Origin of the sequence: Labilibaculum antarcticum (assembly GCF_002356295.1) — a bacterium.
Lineage (GTDB): Bacteria > Bacteroidota > Bacteroidia > Bacteroidales > Marinifilaceae > Labilibaculum > Labilibaculum antarcticum.
The window spans coordinates 4201578-4224680 of sequence record NZ_AP018042.1 but is presented as its reverse complement, the minus strand read 5'-3'; the positions used below and the strand labels follow the sequence as shown (position 1 = coordinate 4224680).

General features: G+C 36.2%; 18 protein-coding genes. 5 read left to right on the top strand and 13 right to left on the bottom strand.

All coding sequences use genetic code 11. From position 1 onward, the window contains the following. Positions 1–6: 6 nt before the first annotated feature. Positions 7–1398: a CotH kinase family protein gene (locus ALGA_RS16745; protein WP_096431117.1), complete on the top strand. Its 1392-nt coding sequence runs from the start codon at positions 7–9 to the stop codon at positions 1396–1398. A gap of 1042 nt (positions 1399–2440) precedes the next feature. After that, positions 2441–5587 carry a PAS domain S-box protein gene (locus ALGA_RS16740; protein WP_096431114.1) on the top strand — a complete coding sequence of 1049 codons (3147 nt, stop codon included), beginning with the start codon at positions 2441–2443 and terminating at the stop codon, positions 5585–5587. Positions 5588–5698: 111 nt separating this feature from the next. On the opposite strand, the gene ALGA_RS16735 is transcribed toward ALGA_RS16740, so the two are convergent. From ALGA_RS16735 to ALGA_RS16720, 5 genes are all read right to left on the bottom strand, one after another. Continuing rightward, positions 5699–6691, bottom strand: a complete 993-nt coding sequence (locus ALGA_RS16735) for an SDR family oxidoreductase (RefSeq protein ID WP_096431112.1) — start codon at positions 6689–6691, stop codon at positions 5699–5701. A 13-nt stretch (positions 6692–6704) separates the two neighbouring features. Next, on the bottom strand, positions 6705–7424 hold the full coding sequence (locus ALGA_RS16730; protein ID WP_096431110.1) for a CPBP family intramembrane glutamic endopeptidase: 720 nt from the start codon (positions 7422–7424) through the stop codon (positions 6705–6707). Between the two features lie 40 nt (positions 7425–7464). Further along, the gene (locus ALGA_RS16725) at positions 7465–8262 is read right to left on the bottom strand and encodes an SDR family NAD(P)-dependent oxidoreductase (RefSeq protein WP_096431108.1); all 798 of its coding nucleotides are present in this window, start codon (positions 8260–8262) and stop codon (positions 7465–7467) included. 839 nt (positions 8263–9101) lie between these two features. Then, on the bottom strand, positions 9102–9353 hold the full coding sequence (locus tag ALGA_RS22840; protein WP_145957656.1) for a hypothetical protein: 252 nt from the start codon (positions 9351–9353) through the stop codon (positions 9102–9104). A gap of 33 nt (positions 9354–9386) precedes the next feature. Further along, positions 9387–9836, bottom strand: coding sequence for a hypothetical protein (locus ALGA_RS16720; RefSeq protein WP_096431105.1), 450 nt, complete (start codon positions 9834–9836; stop codon positions 9387–9389). Between the two features lie 486 nt (positions 9837–10322). Between ALGA_RS16720 and ALGA_RS16715 the strand changes: the two genes are divergently transcribed. Beyond that, positions 10323–11849 carry an OmpA family protein gene (locus tag ALGA_RS16715; protein ID WP_096431103.1) on the top strand — a complete coding sequence of 509 codons (1527 nt, stop codon included), beginning with the start codon at positions 10323–10325 and terminating at the stop codon, positions 11847–11849. On the opposite strand, the gene ALGA_RS16710 is transcribed toward ALGA_RS16715, so the two are convergent. Next, positions 11817–12287, bottom strand: a complete 471-nt coding sequence (locus ALGA_RS16710) for a MerR family transcriptional regulator (protein ID WP_096433711.1) — start codon at positions 12285–12287, stop codon at positions 11817–11819. The genes ALGA_RS16715 and ALGA_RS16710 overlap by 33 nt on opposite strands. Before the next feature lie 974 nt (positions 12288–13261). On the opposite strand from ALGA_RS16710, the gene ALGA_RS16705 reads away from it, so the two are divergent. Beyond that, the gene (locus ALGA_RS16705) at positions 13262–13993 is read left to right on the top strand and encodes a DUF6261 family protein (RefSeq protein WP_096431101.1); all 732 of its coding nucleotides are present in this window, start codon (positions 13262–13264) and stop codon (positions 13991–13993) included. Between the two features lie 180 nt (positions 13994–14173). Here the strand turns inward: ALGA_RS16705 and ALGA_RS16700 are convergent, their stop codons facing one another. The 3 genes from ALGA_RS16700 to ALGA_RS16690 all read right to left on the bottom strand — a co-directional run bounded on the left by ALGA_RS16700 (position 14174) and on the right by ALGA_RS16690 (position 16739). Further along, complete coding sequence (locus ALGA_RS16700; protein WP_096431099.1) at positions 14174–14467, bottom strand: EF-hand domain-containing protein; 294 nt, start codon at positions 14465–14467, stop codon at positions 14174–14176. 200 nt (positions 14468–14667) lie between these two features. Continuing rightward, positions 14668–16182, bottom strand: a complete 1515-nt coding sequence (locus ALGA_RS16695; protein WP_096431097.1) for an outer membrane beta-barrel protein — start codon at positions 16180–16182, stop codon at positions 14668–14670. After that, positions 16176–16739, bottom strand: coding sequence for an RNA polymerase sigma factor (locus ALGA_RS16690; RefSeq protein WP_231705988.1), 564 nt, complete (start codon positions 16737–16739; stop codon positions 16176–16178). Before ALGA_RS16690 ends, ALGA_RS16695 begins: the two co-directional genes overlap by 7 nt. A gap of 224 nt (positions 16740–16963) precedes the next feature. Between ALGA_RS16690 and ALGA_RS16685 the strand changes: the two genes are divergently transcribed. Continuing rightward, a complete protein-coding gene (locus tag ALGA_RS16685) occupies positions 16964–17677 on the top strand; it encodes a hypothetical protein (protein WP_096431095.1) in 714 nt (237 codons plus the stop codon). Between the two features lie 106 nt (positions 17678–17783). Here ALGA_RS16685 and ALGA_RS16680 read toward each other — a convergent pair whose 3' ends face one another. The 4 genes from ALGA_RS16680 to ALGA_RS16665 all read right to left on the bottom strand — a co-directional run bounded on the left by ALGA_RS16680 (position 17784) and on the right by ALGA_RS16665 (position 23099). Then, positions 17784–18506, bottom strand: a complete 723-nt coding sequence (locus ALGA_RS16680) for a hypothetical protein (protein WP_096431093.1) — start codon at positions 18504–18506, stop codon at positions 17784–17786. An 89-nt stretch (positions 18507–18595) separates the two neighbouring features. Next, the gene (locus ALGA_RS16675; RefSeq protein ID WP_096431090.1) at positions 18596–19330 is read right to left on the bottom strand and encodes an MIP/aquaporin family protein; all 735 of its coding nucleotides are present in this window, start codon (positions 19328–19330) and stop codon (positions 18596–18598) included. Positions 19331–19451: 121 nt separating this feature from the next. Then, complete coding sequence (gene glpK / locus ALGA_RS16670) at positions 19452–20945, bottom strand: glycerol kinase GlpK (protein ID WP_096431088.1); 1494 nt, start codon at positions 20943–20945, stop codon at positions 19452–19454. 591 nt (positions 20946–21536) lie between these two features. Continuing rightward, positions 21537–23099 (bottom strand): glycerol-3-phosphate dehydrogenase/oxidase, encoded by a 1563-nt coding sequence (locus ALGA_RS16665; RefSeq protein WP_096431086.1) that lies wholly within the window; start codon positions 23097–23099, stop codon positions 21537–21539. Positions 23100–23103 lie beyond the last annotated feature (4 nt).

Sequence of the window (23103 nt, the reverse complement as noted above, 5' to 3'; positions counted from 1 at the left end):
AATATTATGAAATCAAAATATCTATACCTACTGGCCCTTTTAATAGGAATAACATTCGCTTGTCGCGATGATGAAGCAATTGAAGAGACAACCGAAACAAGTGAAGAAGAAGTTATTGTTGATACCGAAACTTATCCTGACTGGACAGATGCAACGCACAGTAAAAGTGCAGAATTGGATTACGCTACTGTTTTTAATCAAAACGAAGTATTGCGTTTCGATATCAAAATAGATTCGGACGATTGGTCGGATATGCAATCAGACTTATCTTCAAATTTAGGTGGTAATTCCGGAAGACCAGGCCAGGTAACAACAAGCGATTTCGATCCAATTTGGGTGCCTTGTTCTTTTAATTTTAACGATACAGAATGGTACCATGTTGGCGTTCGTTACAAAGGAAACTCAAGCTTAAGCTCTGCTTATCAATCAGGAAATAAGAAGCTATCTTTCAAGCTTGATTTTGATGAGTTTGAAGATGATTACCCATCTTTAAAGAACCAACGTTTTTATGGTTTTAAACAACTAAACCTGAACAATAACTTCGACGATTTGTCATTAATGCGCGAAAAAGTGGGAGCTGATTTGTTCCGTGAGTTCGGATTGGCCTCATCCCAAACTACCTTTTGTGTTATTTACGTAGACAATGGTTCCGGTTCCCAATACTATGGAGTATACACTTTGGTGGAAGAAGTTGATGATACGGTTATAGATACCCAATTTACCGATGGTTCGGGTAATTTGTACAAACCAGATGGTGATGCTGCAAGTTTTGCAAGTGGTAGTTTTGACGAGAGCGAAATGGAAAAGAAAACCAACGAAGACGAAGCTGACTATACGGATGTAAAATCACTCTACACCATCATCAACAGTAGTGACAGAACTAGCGATATAGCTCAATGGAAAAGTAATTTGGAAAATATTTTTAACGTAGACGGATTCTTAAAATGGCTAGCTGCCAATACTGTAATTCAAAACTGGGATACTTACGGCAACATGACACACAATTATTATCTATACAACGATCTAAATACAAACAAACTAACATGGATTCCTTGGGACAATAATGAAGCTTTCCAGGCCGGAAAACTGCAAGGTGCTTTAAGCTTCTCATTAAATGAAGTTAGCTCCTCGTGGCCTTTGATCAGCTACCTAATTGATGATGAAGAGTACAAACAAATATATGATGACTACTTACTACAATTTGTAAACGAGGTATTTATTCCATCAGAACTTAGCGATACATACACAACTTATTACAATTTAATTAAAGATTATGCTTACGCAGAAGAATCAGGATACTCTTTTCTTGGATCCAATTCTAGTTTCGACTCAGCTGTGGAAACACTTAAATCTCACGCTCAGGAAAGAAAGGATGCAGTGACTAGTTACTTAAAATAAACATTCATAATCGATACACATTTAGTTAGAAGGAAGGTGGCGGTACCGATGAAAATCAGTTCGCCACCTTTATTCTATTAGCCTATAAAACATTTCCTAAACTGATTCAAAAAAAATCGTTCTTGGAGAAATTGTCCCATAAACATAGGTAGCATCTCGAGAGTTTCCGTAATCCGCATCATCAAACACAAACATATGTAAAGGAACATTCCCATTATCCCAAGTGTTGCTTTACTCATCCAATCAAGCTCGGCAATTCAACCAAACCGGAATGTTCTTTTCTTTTTGGGAATTACAAAAGCCATTTACATGGATGAAAAAATTGGGCCGAAATACATTTTACTTGCAGAAGTTTTGGCTGCGAGTATTTCAATCAGTATTCTTCTTATTTACTCGAGTAAAGCACCTGCCATTCGATAAAAACATTAGAAATGTAATTCAAAAGTTTTGTCACAAATAGTCGCAAAACGGGCAGATAAAAACAAACCCTCCTCAATTTTAATACAATCTCATTGCCAGCAATGGGGGTCTTTTGAGTAAAGACTTAGTAAACTGCTTTTTTTTAATATTTTTTTAAATCCTCACGCAAAACATAACTACACTCAATCATATCTATTATTTTGATTATAAATAAACATTCAAACGATACTGGTAAAACTCAACACAAGCACACAATAGCCCATTCGCCCCCTTTAAATAACCAATTACGCCCCCTCTAATATTTTACACTAAAAAAATAATCCTATTAAGTAGAAAAACAAACATAACAAATATGTTATACAGGTAAAAGCCCGTAGAAATTCACAAATAAAAAAATGCCCCCTTACTAAATAAAAGCTTGAAACATTTTCTTTTTACCGCCGTTTAATCATTAGTATCATTATATTGGCACCTGTGTTTTTTTCTATTGAGTATGAAAAATAGGCAGTCTTATTTTATTGAAATCTTAAAACAGTAGCAGTTTAAAATTGTAAAACGAAAGAGTCTTTTCAATAAGGAAAACAGCTCAAATAGTTACTGATTTTGTAAAAATAACTCTTAAATGACAACTAATTCAAACGATAAATATTACAAAAACATTATCGATTTTGCCCCCATTGGTTTCTTTCAGACAAGCCAGAATGGTAGATTCACAATGGTAAATAATGAAATGCTTTCCATACTTGGTTTTGTGGAAGATGAGGAATTGCTCTCCAAAAACATAGCTGATTTTTATTTTGAAGCCCATACAAGGGAAAAATTAATTGCCAAATATGATATTTCACCAAAAGCTCAGATTAAAAATAAAGAGATTAAATTTAAAAGAAAAGATGGGAGTCCTATCTGGATTTTAATGACCGCCAAGGCCATTAAAAACAAAGATTATAAAACGGAGAGTTATGATGGTTTCATAATTGATATTACCAATAAAAAGGAAGATCAGGAACGTTTGAATGAAAGTAATAATCATTTATCCGCATTTGTGGACGCATCTTCCAATATGATATACATTAAGGACGAAAATGAGAAATACCTGAATGTAAATAAGAGTCTATGCGAATTTATAAACAAAAGTAAAGATGAAATAAAGTACAAACGAGATGAAGAAATACCAAACAATCCTTTTCATCTTGCTTCTACTGCTTCACCTAAAAACGTACTTACAAACGACACGATAATTCGGAAAACAGTTCAGATTAAGGATCGTATTTTTGAACTATCAAATTTCCCGGTTACTGTTGCTGGAAAATTAAGATCCGGAGGTATTTACAGTGACATAACAGAACAAACAAAGCAAGAAAAAATTCAGCACTTTCTTTATGAGATTTCGGAATTATCATTTACCGAAAACTCACTCTCGAATTACCTGGGGAAAATTCATCAGGGAATTAAAAAGCTGATAAGCGCCAATAATTTTTACATTGCCTTGTACGATTCAGAGTCTCAAGAATATTCCTTCCCCTACTGCGTTGATGCCTGTGCGTCTTACCCGGAAAACTATTCTTCCGAATTAAGAGGCAGCTTAACCGATTTGGTGCGTCGGAACAAAATCGGTAAAATTTTTGTTGGTAAAGAACAAGAACAAGTATATGCTGATAGCAATGAGCAAGTAATTGAAGAACCTTCAGCAGTATGGATGGGTGCTCCAATCATCAACAAGGAAACCAATCAAGCCATTGGGGTGATTGCGGTGCAGGATTACACCAATCAGAAGGCATATTCTGATAATGATCTTAAAATTCTGGAAATAATCACCCACAACATCGGTATATTTATTAGGCGGGTTAAATACATCGAGCTACTGAAAAGGGCGAAAGAACAAGCTGAAGAAAGCAAACTGGTATACGAATCGCTCTTCAACGAAAACGCATCGGCAATGATATTGATCGATGCTAAGAATGCGAAAATTGAAGATGCAAACCAATCTGCCTGTAACTTTTACGGCTATACCAAACAGGAAATATTGACACTTTTTATTCAGGATCTTAGTATAGATCCTGCTTCGCTTGTAACCAACGAAATAAATAAAACAGCAAAATGCGGGAACTTCAGCGCAGAATACAAACACAAACTAGCAAACAATGAAATAAGAGATGTAGAGGTATTTAGTGGGAAAATCATGCTTCATGGTAAATCTTTTATCTATTCAATTATTAACGACATCAGCACCCGAAAAAAGAATGAATTGGAAATTCAACGTCTGTACTCGGCAATTGATCAAAGTCTTTCCCCAATTGCTCTTACCGATTTAAAGGGTGTTATTACTTATGCAAATCCAGGCTATTGTTACACTTCCGGATATTCAAAGGAAGAACTCATTGGTCAGTCCACCAGCATTCATAAATCGGGAGAAACACCAAAACAAATATACAATGATTTATGGCAGACAATTTTGAAAGGAGAAATTTGGAGCGGTGAAATCACCAATAAAAAGAAAAATGGGGAACTATATATTGAGCAAGTCAATATTTCACCTGTTTTTGATGAAAATCATAAATTACTACAGTTCACAAAAGCTTCCCGTGACATCACAAAAGAGTTAAAAATCAAAAAAGAATTGATTGAAGCGAAAGAAAATGCAGAGGAAAGTGACCGCTTAAAATCAGCATTTTTAGCCAACATGAGTCACGAAATCAGAACTCCAATGAATGGCATTTTAGGCTTTACAAGCCTATTGCAAGATTCCGATTTTACGGGGGAAGAAAAAGATGAGTTCATCAACATTATTAAACAAAGTGGTGATCGGCTTCTAAATACCGTGAATGATTTAATTGATATTTCGATGATTGAAGCGGGGCAAATTAAAATCTCGAAGACCGAATTAAATGTTACGAAACAAATAGAAAATTTGTGTTCTTTTTTTAAACCGGAAGCTGGAGCAAAAGGGATACAACTAGAATTCATTACTGAATCTGAAAACAACGATTTAGTAATGGAAACAGATGAAGCAAAATTCACCTCTATTCTTACGAATTTGATTAAAAACGCAATTAAATTTTCAATGAAGGGCACGATACAAATTGAATGTGAGTGTTTAGAAGGAAGAAATAAAGGACATGCTAAGTTTTCGGTAAAAGACCAAGGCGTAGGTATTGCACACGACAAACTCGATCGTGTTTTTAATAGATTCGAACAAGAAGATATTACGAATTCAAAAAGTTATGACGGATCGGGAATAGGTTTGACTATTGCAAAGGCCTATGTAGAAGCATTAGGAGGCCAAATATGGGTTGATTCTGAAAAATCAAAAGGTTCAAATTTTCAATTTACTTTACCTCTAAGTTCGATGACACAAACAAAATCAATCATAGATTTTCAATCACAGAATGAAGAGCAGTCTGACAAAAACGGAATTAAAATACTGATTGCCGAGGATGAAAAAGCAATTTCTAAATATTTATCAATTATCCTCAAAGATATTAGCCGCGAAATAATACTTGCAAAAAATGGAGCTGAAGCGCTTGAAATATACAGTAATCAAAGGGATATTGACCTTATTTTAATGGACATTAACATGCCTGTTATGGATGGATATGAAGCAACACGAAGAATTAGAGAATTTGATCGTAACATACCTATTATTGCTCAAACTGCCTTTGCACTATCAAACGATAAAGAAAAAATACTTGCTTCTGGTTTTGACAAATACATTTCCAAACCAATAGATAAGAATAAACTAATTAACATGATTACAGCATTAAAACCATAAATAGGGGTATTGGCTGCAAGCATCTCCATTAGTATTCTACTTTTCTACTCATCTGTTTACAAAAGAATATATTGAGCAAAATTATCCTGAACGTTTTCATCGTAAATCAGTTTAACTGTTACCCTCATTGCTTTTCAGCCAGTCAAGAGTTTTTCTGAACCCCTCATCCAGCGGAGTTATTTGATAATTGAGCTCCTCTTGTGCTTTTGCACTTGAGACCTCCCAATTATAAAGAAAGCGTTTCGCCCAGTCCGAAGTGATCAATGGTGGTGTTCCAAATAGCTTTGTTCGCAGCAGAAACAGGTGTGCTACACCAAGCATTAAAGAAAGAGAAAGCTTCATCATCCGAAGTTTTCGTTCAGAAACTTTAGCCAGAAGTTCAAAAAAATCATTGTATGAGAAATTGGCACCTCCCAAAATGTATCTTTCACCCGACTTGCCTTCTTCAAGAGCCAAAATATGCCCTTCAACAACATCATCTACATAAACGTAGTTCCCAACACTTTCCCCATCTCCCGGAATCCATCTGAATTTACCCTCTGAATAAAGCTTAATCATTTTCGTTACCCCATTGCTTACACTTAGCAATCCCGGTCCGTAAACCCGGGTTGGATTAACAATAACAATTTCAAGTCCCTTGTGAATGTATTCCAGCACCTTTTCTTCTGCCAGTGCTTTCGTTATTTCATATTCGCTGAAATATTCTATATCCCGTTGCGTATCCTCAGTAACCCTTTCACAATTCGATGGTCCTATAACCCCGGCCGTAGAAGTGTAAACTATTTTCCGGACTCCTTCCTTTTGGGCGGCATCCAGTACGTTCACAGTTCCCTGAACATTTATTCTGTTGAAAGTAGCGGCATCTTTCGCCCAAGCTTTGGCATAGGCAGCCATATGAAATATCACTTCGCATGATTTCACAGCCTTTTCAACAGATCGGTAATCAGTAATGTCCCCTTTAAACAAGATTACATTTGGGTGTTTAATCGCTTTCGCCTTCTCTTCCGAGCGATACAAAGCATGCACACAATGCCCTTTCTCTGCTAACTTTAGCGTTAGTCTTGTCCCTATGAAGCCCGTAGCTCCTGTAATCAGAATATTCATTTTATCACCATTATTAAAACTTAATTGCCAATTTTATATCCTTGTTGTGATACAATGAGATCCACTCATTGCTTAGCGCCATAATTACATGCGCCAGAAAAGCAAACCAAATCGATCCTGTAGCAAGGGTAACAACACAAAGAAGCAAGCCCAAAGGAATGGCTCCAATTGTTTCTAATTTTCCTTTAGGAATATGTGCTACGGAATAAATCATCATATTAATTGCAACTGCAGGCACCGCACCAAATTCTCTTAGGCAGGCAAACAGTAAGAAGCCTCTGAATAAAAACTCATAAAAAAGCAGATAGCCAGCCCAGGTTAAACCACTAAGAAGCAAGGTGTTTAACGTCCACTTCTTTGAACGGATTTGCGGATATACAGCCAGATTAGAAGGTGACTTAGCATTGTAGAGTGTTAACGGAATGATGATAGCCGCAAACAGGATTCCCCACAACAATGTTTCTGATGGATCTGTAAGCACGGTACCATAATCTCGAAGAGTGCCCTGCAGCAGTATCAGCACGATTACAAGCGGCACAATGCCATAGAAAAACATCCCCATAAATCGTTGCAGATAAACGCTCCGTTTGGCTGCTGTTTCGCCGGAATATTTTGCCAGCAAAAAACGAAATGGTTTTGCAAAAGTTAAAAGGTAGGAATTAAGAGATATTCCAAGCACAACATACAACAGCACGACAATAATCTCGATATTGTCAAAATATGTTTGTAACATTATAATCAATTTAAAAATAAGTTATATCTATACAAATCAATTATTTCAATTGTGTCACAATCTCCCGTTTTACAATATTCGAAATTATTGGGACTCCAATTCTTGTGGGAATGATCTTCATCATCAACCAATTGAACTTATTCATGTAGCCAGGAATAATCATCGTCTTCCCTCCTATTAAATTACGAATGGCAATTTCTGCAACTTCTTCGGGAGACTGAATTCCTAATTTAGCCAAAAAACCTTGTGATTCGATTCGTTTACTTACCTCCGCATTTGTTTTCATAGGACCTGGATGCAAAACACTAACGGAAACACTCGTATTCTTCAATTCCTCTTTCAAACAGCGCGAAAAACTGTAAACAAAAGACTTAGATGCAGGATACACGGTTTTAAATGCAATAGGGCTAAACGAAGCCATACTGGCAACATTAAGAATATACGATTTAGGCTGTTTTTTTAAATTTGGCAATAACAAATAGGTTAGTAAGGTCAGACTTCTAATATTAATCGAAATCATAGCATCCAAATACTCGACACTAGCCAATTCAAATGGTTTTGCCCCTCCTATGCCAGCATTGTTAATAAGTATGCTTACATCAACTTTACTTGACCAATCGGCAATTTCATGAACAGCAGAAGAGTCTCTCAAATTAATCTCAAGATAATCAACCTCAACCCCAAACTGGTTCTTTATTTTGGCACTCAATTCTGGTAAACCCTCCCCGTGTAAAGCAACCAAGAGCAAATTAATACCCCCCGAAGCCAATCTAAATGCAAATGCTTTGCCTAATCCTTTGCTTGCTCCTGTTATCAGTGCATATTTATTTTCCTTCATAATTTCTCTGTATTGCTGATTAACAACAAGTCCGTTCCTTTTTTTTATAATCCTTTTCACCAAATATAAAAAATGAAAGCAGGAATTATTACCATAATGACCCCTCCCACAACAAGTGGAAGTAAAACATAAGAACCGGAATCGATTAACGTAAAAAAGAATAACGTATCCAAATGATCAGGAAAAGCAAAATCTGATTTCCCAAAATAATTTGCGATCCCAGATAATAGTTAAGCTAAAGATGAAAATGCCCATTACGATATTCGTAGTAAAAGCAGCTATGCCCGCCGCAATCCGGTTCCATTTTAAAAGACTGATCAATCCTAATGATACGACCAAATACAATGCAACAAAAGTAGTCATACTAACGGACGAAGCAAGCTAATTCTTTGGCAATTTTATCTGGCTTATCTTTAAGACTAAAAAATATTCTGACGCATCGATTTCACTTTTCGCAAGAGATGTTTAAAATCCTTTTCCGAATTGTGTTCCATTGTTCTTATTAGTAAGAATATAAAAGAACATAAAAACCACATCTGCTTTCCATTACTAAATTACAATAACTTCCGCATATCACCCACAGGCACGTACAAATCCTTCCTTCGCTTTTTTGACGAATTGCTAATTGTTACGCAGCAATATTAACTCCATACAAACAATCCTATTTCGTTAAAAATTTACGCTTGCTTTGGAAATTATTGTAAATTTTAGAATACACAACCTAATGATTTTAAAGCTTCGATTACTTTTCCACCAACAATTCAAAAGGAAAGTAAGTGTCTGAAAACGATACAATACACAAATATAACTAAAGAAATCTAAGTTAGAAAGAGGGAAGCTTAGGCAGATCGTTCCCGAAAAGTTTTAACCGAACTCAACAACCTGTTGAAGAATTCAGGCCTCTCTTTTTCTCGAACCCGACTAATCAGGTTCGACGATGAAATTAAACCACGCAAGTACGCCTCTACACTATGGCAAAAATCGGGGTTTGTAGTATGAAGAAGATTTAAAGAATTAAACGCCTTGAAAACATTCGGAACACCATCCAACTTCACGAAAATGGTATTATCGCCCAATTCATTTTCGTACAACTGAAACGAATCTTCTAATCCCTCAGCAGGTTCTCAATTATACTCAATCTGACTAAGAGTAATATCAAAAGTATCCTGATTGCAAATCTCAATTGTTGGAATTTTTATTGAAAGAGAAAGAATCTGCCTTCCCACTATTTGAATCTCAGGATTCACATCATCCAAACAGAATAAACTCTCCTTATGGTTCGGAAACTTATATAGCGTTTTTTCCAAAAAGAAAACTTTAAAGGCAGAGATTTCCGGAAACTGAAAATAATGAAAAATAGGAGGATCCTTTGCTGAGTAGATAATTTCACTCTCACTTGCTGCCCGAAAGGTTTCTACATTGCGAAGAACGAAGCGTAACCAATCGATAACACAAAAACTTTCCGGTTCAACAATTCTACAATCGGAAACCACTTTATTTGAAGCAATACCGCAATAAGAATCAACCGATATTCGATAATGACTGCACAGGGCATAGAGCTCCTCGAAAGACAATACTTTATCGCCTCGAATTCTACGATAAGAGCTATCGTAACTTATTTCGAGAACCTGAGCTATTTCATGAACTAAGAATAAATTTGGGGCAAGACTACCTTTAATTTGTTGAAATAATACTTTTCTCCAAACTCTGAATTAAAATACCCCGCTAAATTAAATGAGTCGTGGTAATCTTAATGTGTGAATAATGCAACTCTTTTTCTTTAATTGTATAACGCTTTCTTAAAATAAAGTTGTAACTTGATACAGAGTCGTTTAGGCCATTTTATAAACCTTTAATATAAAAGCGAAAAAACATATTATTTTCAGTATACTTCAATACTTGTATTTGCAGGGAAAGTGCAGAACTCAGTGAATAAAAATCTTGTTTTACGACCATAATGATGTAACACTTTCCGGCAATAATACCCCCTTTTTATCGTGATCTTAAATTCACATATGAACCTGAATAACAGGGATAATGAAAATTAAAAAAAAACAACTATGAAAACTTTCACAAAAAACAAGTTGGTGATTGTAAGCATACTTGTAAGTATGTTTTACACTTCTAATCTATTTTCCCAAGATGCTAAGTCGATAATATTTAATGATGCAAAAAAAGCATATCAATACGCTATCGACAAACGGGCAGAAATATTATCCCCTTCAAATTTTTATGACGGATTAAAGTATTATAAAAAAGCTCATTCGGCCTATGAAAGCGAAGACAACCTAGCTGATATCAAAGAATATTTGAAGGAAGCTGTTAATTATTTCCAGAAATCTACTGAGGAAATTGATGTAATGGAAGTTCTTTTCGCTGAAACCCTGAATTCAAGAGATGATGCACTTGACGCTGAAGCGGATGTATACGAAAAAGAGTTGTGGGAGGATGCACAAGATGAATTTAAAAATGCAACCCACAAATACGAGCAAGGCAATTCAGATAAGGCAAAAGAAAAGGGTAAAGAGGCATATGATTTATACCGCAAGGCAGAACTTGCTGCTATTAAATCAAATTTATTCAATCATGCCAGGGAATTAATTGCCAAAGCAGAAGATATGAGAGCCGAAAAATATGCTCCCAAAACCCTTGCAAAAGCTAAAAAAAATCTGAAGGAGGGTCAAACAGCTTTGGAAACTGAACGCTACGATACAGATAAGCCACGTATGCTTGCAAAAAATGCTGAATACGAAGCAAGCCATGCTATTTACCTTGTAAATTATATTAAGGAGATTGATGATCAGGATAAGGAAATTGAAGATTTAATCTTAAGGGGTGAATCCTATCTTACACAAATTGGTGATGTTACAGGTATTTCGGTTAAATTTAATAAAGGCAGCAGCATTGCTGCTGAGAAAATATCGGCAAATGTAATCATACTTAAAGACAGTATTTTCAAGCTTAAGCATAACCTGGATATTTACGAAACAACCAATGCTAACCAAATAAAGCAAATTGCTGCAAGTGCCCAACAAATTAAAGCGATGGGTAGCAAGCAAAAAGAACAAATTTCTGATGCCTCAATGAAACAACAGATGCTGGAAGATCAAATAGCTTATGAAGAAAAGATTGTTGAAAAATTTGATGAGGTATTCAATATGTTTGATATGACTGAAGCCAATGTGCTTCGTCAGGGGAATGACATAATTTTACGAATGACCGGTTTCAATTTTGATATAGGAAGCGCCGGAGTGAAACCTGATAATTATCCCTTACTGGCAAAAGTTCAAAATGCCATCAACATATTCTCCGAAAGCAAGATTGTAATTCAGGGGCATACAGATTCTCAGGGAGGGGATAGTTTGAATTTGACTCTATCTCAAAAAAGAGCCGATGCTGTAAAAGCATATTTAATGGCAAATATGCCGGATTATAACCAGTCAAATATTGCATCTGTTGGATTTGGTGAAAGCAAACCCATTGAAAACAATGAAACAAAATACGGTAGGTCAAAAAACAGGCGTATAGATGTTGTAATTAAAGTAAAAAGAGTATTATATACTGCTAAACCAATTACGACAAACTAGCATATCGGTAAAACAAAATAAGAATTGCACAGGATTATTGATTCGCTTTAATCCTGTGCTTATTAAAAAGGTATCAGACAACTGAACATTCGTTAAAGGGTATCTTTCAAGTATTCCATAATAACCTAATGAAACGATACAAATTTCATTTAAGACTATACATTTAAACCCCGCCAATTCCATTCCAATTACCAGGCCACCAACTGCAAAGAGCCCAAAAACTGTAAAGTCCTTACTTGGTTTAGCCTCATTAGACTCCTCTTCTGTCACAAATAACTCCCCCATAAATTCCTGCATGTCTCTTTTTCTATAAACCCTGCAATTTGATATAGGTTCTTTTACAGCAATCAATTTGCCTTCCCTATCCCATCTTCTCAAAGTTTCTTTACTAGTACCAATAAGCTTTGAAGTATTAGATAATGTAATATACTCACCCATAACCAACTTAGTCAACATTAAACAATGGTTATAAAATCAAAGGGAATAATAACCGATATTTTGACAGCATCTTTAATAGGCTGAACTTCAATTAGAAAAAAATATAATCTTACCAATTGCTCAAACTTTATAATTAATTCTGAAATCACAATACGAACAGCTGCTTGTTTTGCAATTAAAAACCAATTATTAAAAGCTCCGAACGGTTCCTGTTTTCCATCTGCTCTGCCAATAAAGGAGAGTCATCTCTCTCCTAAAACATAATGCATAACAAATCTAAATACACACTTAACAAAACTTGGCACATTTGACACCCTCCAGTTTCATTAATTTTTATTAATTTAAATATTCGTTAAAAACACAGGTTAAATAAAGACTGTTTTTTTTTATAGGCAAATAACAGAAAGGCAATCTATAGCATAACAAATCGGTGAAAACTATTGATTAAGCCAATACCTATTTCCCTGCCGCGACAATAGTTCTTTGACAAATTTGGAACCAGATAAAAAGCATCTCTATTTACTAAACAGTACTTATTTTAGAAGGATAAAGAGGGATTGTAAGAAGCTTCGTTTTTCGGTAAATGTCCATACACGTAGGTCAGACTCAAAAATTAATTGTTTTTTGAATCGCACCGTCGATCAGACTCGTTTTACAATTTGAATTTTGATCGCGCAAGCGGTCATTGCCATTTTTCAACTTAAAAATCGACCGCGCAGTGGATCCTATTCATTTTAGAAATTATTTTTCGATCATCATCGTCGATCAAGACGATTTTTTAATTTGAAAATCGACCACGCAGTGGATCATATTCATTTTACCAGTTACCATTTGATCCACGCAAGTGGTAAAGGACAATTTTCAAAAGGTAAGCTGTCTCTGCAAACAAAATCATCCCTTATCCTTACTTCTCTTGCATAGCCAACAGGCTATTATACGCTTTAAATATGTTATAAAATCAAACAAAAACACGTATGAAAAATATATCATACTACCTATTTTCGCACAAGGCACTCTTTACTTTTATTGGAGGAATTATCGATCTTGTAGGGAAAACAAACGCAGAAGAATTGGGTTTTAAGATATTCCTCGAGAAAACTAAAACGGAATTCAGTCTGTTCGAATCGGCCTTAAAACGCGATTATATCGATCCATTTACTGAGAAATTGGTGATGGCAGATCAGAAAAGAGACGATCGATTTTTAGGCTTTAAAGGCTATACTGGTGTGTGCAAATATCGCAAAGCAGAAAGCTGGGGACTCGCAGCCGAAGAACTGGAACGCTTAATTGCCCGCTATGGCAACGAATTGTACAGAATGGCCTTTGCCGAAGAATCGGCAGCTTTGGACAATATGATTGCTGAATTGCAAACCGAGCCATGCAAAACAGCTGTTGTAACTATACAGGCGAATGATTGGATGGATGAAATGGTGGAAGCAGAGCAGGAATACAAAGCTCTGAACCAGGAACGCAGCGAAACCAGCGATCAGAATACCAATACTATTGGTAGTACCCGAAAATCAACTACTTGTGCAGTAAGATCCTTGCTTAGCATGATCAGTTTGCAGGTACAAGCTACTGCCAATCCTGTACTTGTCGATTTGATTGATCAATTGAACAATCACATATCGAAAAGTATGAGCAATGCTCGTTTGTCTTACTCTTTGAACGAGAAGGAAGAGCCAAGCGCAGAAACTCTACCCTAACAAGCTGTTTATTGAGATGCTTTTTTGGTCCAATTTGATGCTTTATCTTCAGGCGATAGATTCTAAAGGCGGCATGCATAACTTCCTTGCTTCGCGGGTTCAACTCCATTAAAAGATAGCATCAGTAGTATTGGCATAAAAAAGGTGCAATTCAAAACTGAACAGCACCTTTACCTTTCCTTATTTCTTCTTTTTTTTGGCTTTAAATTCAGCCAAATCGATCTTCTTGTCGGAGTTCACATCTTTTCTAGCAAACATTTTCTCCAATTTTGCAGCATCCAATTCTTCTCCTTTTTTATTCTTTTTTCCTTTCATTCCTGCAACATATTCAGCCTTATCCAAAAAGCCGTCTGAATTGGCATCCATTTTTGCAAAAACAGTTGCCTTTTTAGGCTTTTGTTCTTGAGCATTCACTTGAGAAAAAACAACCAGGCCTATGGCCAGTACACCTAATTTTAAAAAATTAACTTTCATTTGATTCTTTTTATTGTGAAACTAAATTTTACTTCTGCCAACTGTCAGAAGTTCGATCGCTTATTACGAACTGAATGCTAAGACTGCAAAATCGGGAAATGGTTTAAAGAGACAGCTGTTTTTTTATAAAAAAGCCCACACAAGTTGCCGGGCTAAATTATAGCAGGTGAATGAACCTCATATGCAGTTCGGTATTATCTTTAAAAATCGTAACGAATACCTGTGAAAATACCAATTGAGTAAGGCTTGTACTGATACTGACTACTTGTATTTATGGAATTCAGATAATATTTAAAAGAAGGCTCTACTCCAATTTGAAGTTTTGAATTCAGCCTGTATTCCAATCCGAAGCTAAACTGAGAACTAAAATTAGTGGCTCGAATTCCTTCAATTTCCCCAATCTTCCTATTTCCTCCGTTGGATTGATCGTACACACCGTTTCCAACAATCATGTTGGCACTTACTCCTCCGGAAACGAACACTCCAATCTGTTTTTGAACTAAATTGTAACGCATCAAAAAAGGAATTTCAATTGCTTTAAAACTTTGAATTAAATCTGCCGATGATGAATACGAATTAAAACTTGTAAATTCATTATAGGAAGAAGACGGATCAGCCATTGGCAGATTGCTTCCTCCACTTAGCCTAATTGAACCTGCAGAAGTTTCGGATGGATAGGAAACTTCACGACTTATCGTTTTATCTTCTGGAATCGGATTTGCGTCAGCACTCATCAAATCCCGGCCTCCACCAGAACTTAAATCCTGACCAAAACGATTGTAAACAATTCCTGTCTGGAAAGCAAACTTCTCATTCACAGCAAAATTCACTTTCGCTCCTCCCCCTACACTCCAAATACCAGATTCCATATTACTCCCTTTACTGTCGCCCGAATAAGAAGAATAACTGGAAGATACCTGACCTATAATCGACCATCTATTTTTATTGTTTTTCTCCTCACCTAGTTGCTCAATGGTCAGAATATTTTTCTGAATTTGTATTTCATCCGCTATAAGCGCATAATCCTGTGTCTTAGTTAACTGACTCGTATTCGGGACTAAATGTGTGGGAAGATCGTATTCAAAATTTGAAAGCTTTTCCTCCGTTTTGCTATTCATCAATTCATTTACAAAATCGCTATCTAAAAAAGTCGCCTCTTTTTCTTCGGATAGAAATGCGATGTTTACCTTCGATGTTTTAATTTCGGCACCATTTGAACCGGTAAACTTGCTAAGAGCGCTGCCTGTATTGCCATTGGTAAATAATTCCTGCGAGTTGGCCTCTCTTGAATTCGAACTCTGAGATGCCTGATTTGCAGTCGTCATTTCCTCTTGCTTATTTTCAGATGCAAGTAACTCCTCTGAAGAATTTGCATGATCGGCTACTTCTTTTTTTGTTGAAGTATTGGCTTTGCTATCTGTTTGCTGATATAAGTTTTGCTCAGAATCGTTTTGAGGGGATGCACTATTTTCGGAAATAGTATTTAATTGCATGTTGTAATTTGGCTGCCCGCTAAAATAATGATTGCCTATGGCCAAGAGCAAAAGAATAGACGCGGCAACACCTGTCCACACATAAATAGCAAACAATCTCTTCTTTTTGGCGGCCATCAGCTGGCTATTTATTCCTTGCCACACCTTAGGGCTGGGAGGAACAGACAGATTTTTTAATCCATCGGCAAAAAGACTATCCATATGTTTATTGTCCTTTAGCATACTCTTAAATTATTCTCTTTCACACGTAAATAATCCCTTACTTTTTGTTTTAAAATAGCTCTGCCCCGAGCCAAATTAGATTTTGATGTTCCAACTGAAATATTCATTACTTCAGCAATTTCGTTGTGCGGATATCCATCCAGAACATATAAACTAAATACCATTCGATATCGATCGGGTAATTCCTGTACCATTTTCAGTAAAATATCTATAGAAATATCCGATTCGGAATAATTCTCATCACCATCGTCTTCGATATCGGCAAACTCCTCTACAATTTGAATTTTCTTTGCTTTTCGAAATTTTTCAAGTGCAGTATTCACAATTATTCTCCTCATCCATCCTTCAAACGAGCCTTTAAACTGATAAGATTTAATATTCTGGAAAATTTTAATGAACCCATCCTGTAAAGTGTCTTCAGCCTCGGCCAAATCTTTGGAATAGCGCAAACTCACCCCTAGCATTTTAGAGGCAAATTCTACATAGAGAAATTCTTGTGCTTTCGATTTTCCCTTGATGCAATCCTTTATGATTTGATCCAATTGATGGTTTTCCAACTTCTTTCGTGGTTTAGCGCAAAACAGATTTATCTATTAGTTGTTGCAATTACAAATGGGTTGCGTTAAAATTACAATTTTTTTAAATCTTTTAATCCTCGATCCTCTTTTGTTATTGTCCACAGCTAAATCAACAAAAATCACAAAACTCCAAAGCAACCTATTTCATTTTTAAGCATCAGAAGAATAAGTCAAATTAAATATTAATTTATTATCTATTAAAAATGAAAAGTTTAAAATTTAGCCTTCTCTTATTGATCTCAATATCGATACTGTCTTCATGTGAGACAAATGAGTATGAGGAACCGGAATTTAATGGCATTGGCGATGTGTTTGTTCGTTGTAGTAAGGTGGGCGACGAAACGCATTACGCTCCAGCCTTTCATGCTTTCGCAAATGAGAATTTATCAGAAGTATTGGTCGAAAGTCCTGTCGCTGAAATACCCAATTACGAATTAAGTGATTATACCGTCGATAAAAGATGGTTCAGATTATTACCTGAAACAGCTGATTATTCAACCACTGACATCGCGAATGGCATTTACAAATTTGAATTAGTTTCAGTAGGACAAGAAACAATTCGAGTTCAGGATAAACTATTAGATTCAAGAATTGAAGCCATGGAGATTACTGATTTCACTTACAAAAAAGAAGGCCATACTTTTACTATTTTGTGGAACGAATTAGATAATGCAGATACCTATGTTGTAGAATTAATGACTGAGAAAGATGGCAAAGTTCTTTACATTTCTGATCGGATAGCTGCAACAGAATATGAGTTTAACGAAAACTCAAAAAACTGGAACTACGGAGTTCAATTAGCCGTGGGCACCACTTATTGGGTAGGCGTATTTGCCTACGAATTTGAAAGTGCAACAGCCAATAATGGATCTGACATTAACAGTGAAACTGTTGAATACAGGGAAATAGTTTGGTAAAAACAAAAAATCCCGCCTTTTAGAAGGCGGGATTTTAATGTTGATCGTTAATTTATTTTGAACCTATGGTAAATCGGAAAGCAGTATTCCGACTAATTGTTCTAATTTAGAAACCGATACCTAAAATAAGGTTTGCAGTTTCTGCTTGTGGGTTAATACCGATCTTAGCCCATGTATTCAAAGAAAAGCTATCTGTAATTTTGATTTCTCTTGTAGCAGTTGCTCCAACATTTACAAAACCGAAGCTCTCTCCATAAACCTGATTTGCAAAAGGATTAAGACCAGCAAATAAAGAAACAGTCTCACCACCAATTTTAACAGGGTAACCAAACTCAACATAAGTTGAATAATTCTGATCTCCGCTAGCATCTAAATCGCGACCATAAAGCATTGTAGCTACGCTAATACTTAAAGGAAATTGCTCAGTAACGTAAAAATTAAAACTCGCATCAATTAAGTGATTGGTTGTGCTTTTATCAAAATCAAGATAGTTGTAGTCATCAATAGAAGTTCTATCTCTGTTTGCGAATAGATCCCAAACTGCAACATTAAAATGATCGCTAAACTTGTATCCTACATGGAAATCGAACTCTGAATAAGTATTATCGAATGCATATCCACCCCAAGCTCCAAATGTGAAGTTATTGTTGGTATAAGCAAGATCCATTTCATAGTTTGTAGAATTACTTACCATGATACCTCTCCAGTAATGACGAGTAGTAACCGATGGGCTGACTGTTACTTTACCTTGTGCGTTAACAGTAAGGTTTGAAGCCATTATTATTACCAGAACCAATAGTGCTGATATTTTAAATGTAATTTTTTTCATCTTAATTTAAATTAGATTCTAATGAGATTTGAAATAAATACTAATCCAAATCTCATTAGATAGGTTAATTTTTGTAGTGGTTAATTTTATTATAATGCCATGAAAAGTGCCGCTGCCATAACTGCGCCTATAACAGGAGCAACGATAGGTACTAAAGAATATCCCCAGTCACTTGTTCCTTTGTTATCCATAGGAAGAATAGCATGCATAATTCTTGGACCTAAATCTCGTGCAGGGTTAATTGCATATCCTGTAGTTCCCCCTAAAGAAAGACCAATAGCAACAATTAATAATGCAACAGGTAAAGCTCCTATAGTTCCCAATCCAATTTTAGCACCTTCTCCACCTGCACCTATGAATGAAGGACCTGCTAAATAAAAGATTACGAAAACCAATACAAAGGTTCCAATAATTTCACTAATTGCATTACTAGGAAGGTTTCTGATAGCTGGACCTGTAGAGAAACAAGCCAATTTAGCTCCACCATCTTCTGTAGCATTAAAGTAATCGCGGTACATCAACCATACAAGGAATGCTCCCACGGCTGCACCTAACATTTGAGCTGCAATATAAAGAGCAACCTTCGACCATGCAAACATGCCAGCAACAGCTAGACCAATAGTAACAGCAGGGTTAATATGAGCTCCTGAAACAGGACCTGCAACTGCAACCCCAACAAATACAGCTAATCCCCAACCAAAAGCGATCACGATCCAACCACTGTTATTTCCTTTTGTTTTATTTAATACAACATTCGCTACTACTCCATTACCTAGTAAAATTAGTAGCATTGTTCCTAAAAATTCTGCAATAAATTCATTCATAATATAAAAGATTAAACGGGTTTTTGTATTTAAAAGATAAAATGCCGGATTGTTCCTCTTCTCAGTTCAATCCATCTCCCAATCCGGCATTAATTCAAATAGTTTTAGTTTAAGATTACTCTTAGATATCCCAACTTTTCGCACGACCTAAAGCTTTATTCCATCCAGTAATAAGTCTCTTGGATTCGTCTTTAGCCATTGTTGGTTCGAATTTGCGATCCATTTGCCATTGATTTTTGATATCATCGATACCATCCCAATATCCTACAGCCAAACCAGCTAGGTAAGCTGCACCCAAAGCAGTTGTTTCAAGAGTCTTAGGACGATAAACCGGAGCATCAAGCATATCCGACTGAAATTGCATTAACAAGTTGTTAATTGCCGCACCACCATCAACACGTAATTCTCTAATTTCGATTCCAGCATCAGCTTCCATCGCCTTTAAAACATCCATTACCTGGAAAGCGATTCCTTCCAGAGCAGCTCTTGCAATGTGAGCAGCTGTTGAACCTCTTGTAAGACCTACAATTGTTCCTCTTGCATACTGATCCCAATGTGGAGCTCCTAAACCGGTAAGAGCAGGAACCATAAATACACCACCATTATCTTTCACTGACATAGCTAATGCCTCAACATCTGCAGATGATTTAATAATACCTAATCCATCGCGTAACCACTGTACAATTGCACCACCCATGAAGATACTTCCTTCCAAACAGTAAGTAGTTTTGCCATTAATTTGCCATCCAATAGTTGTAAGCAAGTTATTTTTAGATTTTACCGGCTTATTTCCTGTATTACAAAGCATGAAACAACCTGTACCGTAAGTATTCTTAACAGAACCTGGCTCTATACACATTTGTCCGAAAGTTGCAGCCTGCTGGTCACCAGCGATACCTGCGATAGGTACTTTATGAGCAAATAATGTAGAAGTTGTGTGTCCGTATACTTCTGAAGAAGACTTAACCTCTGGTAACATACTTGCAGGAACAGTTAAAAGCTCTAACATTTCAGTATCCCACTCAAGAGTGCTAATGTTATAAAGGAGAGTTCTACTTGCATTAGATACGTCAGTTACATGAACTTCACCTTTTGTCAATTTCCAAATTAACCAGCTATCAATAGTACCAAATGCTAACTTACCAGCTTCTGCTTTCTCACGAGCACCTTCAACATTGTCAAGAATCCATTTCACTTTTGTTCCTGAGAAATAAGAGTCAATAATCAATCCTGTTTTATCCTGAATCATGTCAGCATGTCCGGCAGCTCTTAGTTCATCACAATATTTTGAAGTTCTTCTATCCTGCCAAACGATTGCATTATAAACCGGTTCACCAGTTTCTCGATCCCAAACTACAGTTGTCTCTCTCTGGTTAGTGATACCAATAGCAGCAATACTTTTACCATCAACACCTGCGCTAGTAATTGCTTCTGCGGCAACACCTGCTTGAGTAGACCAAATTTCGTTTGCATCATGCTCCACCCATCCTGGCTGAGGGAAAATTTGTGTAAACTCTTTTTGTGCAGTACTAATCATCTCGCCTTTCTTGTTGAAAACGATAGCACGTGAACTTGTAGTTCCTTGGTCGAGTGCTAAAATAAACTTGTCTTTCATACTAATTCTAATTTTGGGTTATTGTGTTATTTAATTTTCAGTTTTAGAGTAAACCTTACCGTTAGATAACGGTCCAGTTCTTATGAATTTCTATCAGTTCGTATTGTTTAAAGTATTTCAAAAGATAAAATAAGGATTTTCATTTCAATCAAAATATTGTATTTAGTTCATTTATTATCTTATTTGGCTATATCGTTTGCATCGGTTACTTAAAAAAAAACACTGTCAACTACAGTACTGCTAATCAAAACAGTAAGGAAAAACAAGTGTGTTATCACTTCTTCATTTCACCAATACATATCAATATTTGTAATCGATTGCGAGTCTATTATAAAAAAAAAGTTCTTACCTAAAACTTTCCTTTTTCAACATGCCAATAGAACTGTAAACTTTCTTTTAGAGTATAGAAGAAAGGTGACCAAAGTAACCACCTTTCTTCCTGGTGTAAATTGTAAGTCGATTTGCGCTGAGTCAATTTTGTGCCAAAAACTAACTGATTAATATTATTATAACTAACAATTATAGCAGTACCTTTTAAATTCCCGAAGTACTTCTAAAATCTCATCGCAAATCCACTTTCACAATTACTAACTATTTTAATATATATCGAGATGCTAACTCACTATATTCTTTAATCTGATTTTCTTCCCATTGTTTGTCGTAGCCTAATTCTTTGGCCAACAATTCAGCAACTTTAGGTGCCATCACAATACTTTCTTTTGCATCCAAAAGCAAACATCTTGTTCTACGGGATAATATATCTTCAACCGTTCTGGCCATCTCGTGTCTTGCTCCCCAAACCACCTGAGCGTTAATCACTTTTAATTTTTCGCTCAAGTACTCTTCTAATCCTACTTCTTTTTTAGCTAGAGCCAAAATCTGTTCCTCATCAGCACCATAGAAATACAATGGATTGTTTAGATCTACGCCGTTCTTATAGCCATGTATTTTTAAATTACGGGTAATCGATTTCTTTTCAGGAAACTCACCTGTTTTTGCTACAGTGTCAATAACGTCCTCTGCCATTTGACGATAAGTAGTCCACTTACCTCCTGTTATAGTTACCATTCCCGATTTTGAAACAACGATTTTGTGTCCTCTCGAAATCTCTTTGGTCTTTTTACCTTCACCACTCGGTGCAGCCAAAGGTCTTAAACCTGCAAATACACTTCTTACGTCAGATCTTTTTGGAGGTTTTGTTAAAAACCGACCTGCTGTTTCTAAAATAAAGTCAACTTCCTCTTCTAAGGCTCTTGGTTCCAACTCTGCACTATCTTTCGGTACATCTGTTGTACCAACTACAACCTTACCATGCCAAGGCACTGCAAACAATACACGCCCGTCTGATGTTTTTGGAATCATAATAGCATGATCACCAGGTACAAACTCCTTATCCAACACCAAATGAACTCCTTGGCTAACTTTTACGATATCTCTTGCTTTTGGTTCATCCATTTTGATGATTTCATCAACGAATACACCTGTGGCATTTAAAATCACCTTTGCTTCCAAAGTATATTTAGAACCGCTTTCCATATCTGTTACAAAAACGGCATTTACTTTCCCGTTGGTTTTCTTTAAGCCACCCACTTTCATGTAGTTTATGGCAACACCGCCATTTTCTACAAATGTTTGGCACAAATTAATTGCCAATCGGGCGTCATCAAACTGACCATCATGATAAACAACTCCACCGCAAAGGTTCTTATCCTGTAGAGTTGGAATGTGTTTTAAAGTACGTTTTTTTGAGAATGGTAATGAACGACCATAACTTAATTTCCCGGCCATCAAATCGTACATGGTAAGCCCCAAGGTGTAGTAAGGAGTCCCCCACCAAGTATAATTAGGAATGATAAATGATTGATCTTTAACTAAGTGAGGAGCATTCTGCTTCATCAACCCTCTTTCACGAAGAGCTTCCAAAACGAGTGAAATATTTCCCTGGGCTAAATAACGAACTCCTCCATGCACCAATTTGGTACTTCTGCTTGATGTCCCCTTTGCAAAATCACCTTGCTCCAACAATAAGGTCTTATAACCTCTTGTAGTTGATTCAATAGCAGCTCCCAAACCTGAAGCACCACCACCAATGATAATAACATCCCACTTACAATCGATTTCTTCAATTTCCCGAATCATCTTATCTCTTTCCATAACA

Coding starts and splice junctions, on each gene's coding strand:
- ALGA_RS16745 (WP_096431117.1), top strand. CDS start 7: ATGAAATCAAAATATCTATACCTACTGGCCCTTTTAATAGGAATAACA.
- ALGA_RS16740 (WP_096431114.1), top strand. CDS start 2,441: ATGACAACTAATTCAAACGATAAATATTACAAAAACATTATCGATTTT.
- ALGA_RS16735 (WP_096431112.1), bottom strand. CDS start 6,691: ATGAATATTCTGATTACAGGAGCTACGGGCTTCATAGGGACAAGACTA.
- ALGA_RS16730 (WP_096431110.1), bottom strand. CDS start 7,424: ATGTTACAAACATATTTTGACAATATCGAGATTATTGTCGTGCTGTTG.
- ALGA_RS16725 (WP_096431108.1), bottom strand. CDS start 8,262: ATGAAGGAAAATAAATATGCACTGATAACAGGAGCAAGCAAAGGATTA.
- ALGA_RS16715 (WP_096431103.1), top strand. CDS start 10,323: ATGAAAACTTTCACAAAAAACAAGTTGGTGATTGTAAGCATACTTGTA.
- ALGA_RS16710 (WP_096433711.1), bottom strand. CDS start 12,287: ATGGGTGAGTATATTACATTATCTAATACTTCAAAGCTTATTGGTACT.
- ALGA_RS16705 (WP_096431101.1), top strand. CDS start 13,262: ATGAAAAATATATCATACTACCTATTTTCGCACAAGGCACTCTTTACT.
- ALGA_RS16700 (WP_096431099.1), bottom strand. CDS start 14,467: ATGAAAGTTAATTTTTTAAAATTAGGTGTACTGGCCATAGGCCTGGTT.
- ALGA_RS16695 (WP_096431097.1), bottom strand. CDS start 16,182: ATGCTAAAGGACAATAAACATATGGATAGTCTTTTTGCCGATGGATTA.
- ALGA_RS16685 (WP_096431095.1), top strand. CDS start 16,964: ATGAAAAGTTTAAAATTTAGCCTTCTCTTATTGATCTCAATATCGATA.
- ALGA_RS16680 (WP_096431093.1), bottom strand. CDS start 18,506: ATGAAAAAAATTACATTTAAAATATCAGCACTATTGGTTCTGGTAATA.
- ALGA_RS16675 (WP_096431090.1), bottom strand. CDS start 19,330: ATGAATGAATTTATTGCAGAATTTTTAGGAACAATGCTACTAATTTTA.
- glpK (WP_096431088.1), bottom strand. CDS start 20,945: ATGAAAGACAAGTTTATTTTAGCACTCGACCAAGGAACTACAAGTTCA.
- ALGA_RS16665 (WP_096431086.1), bottom strand. CDS start 23,099: ATGGAAAGAGATAAGATGATTCGGGAAATTGAAGAAATCGATTGTAAG.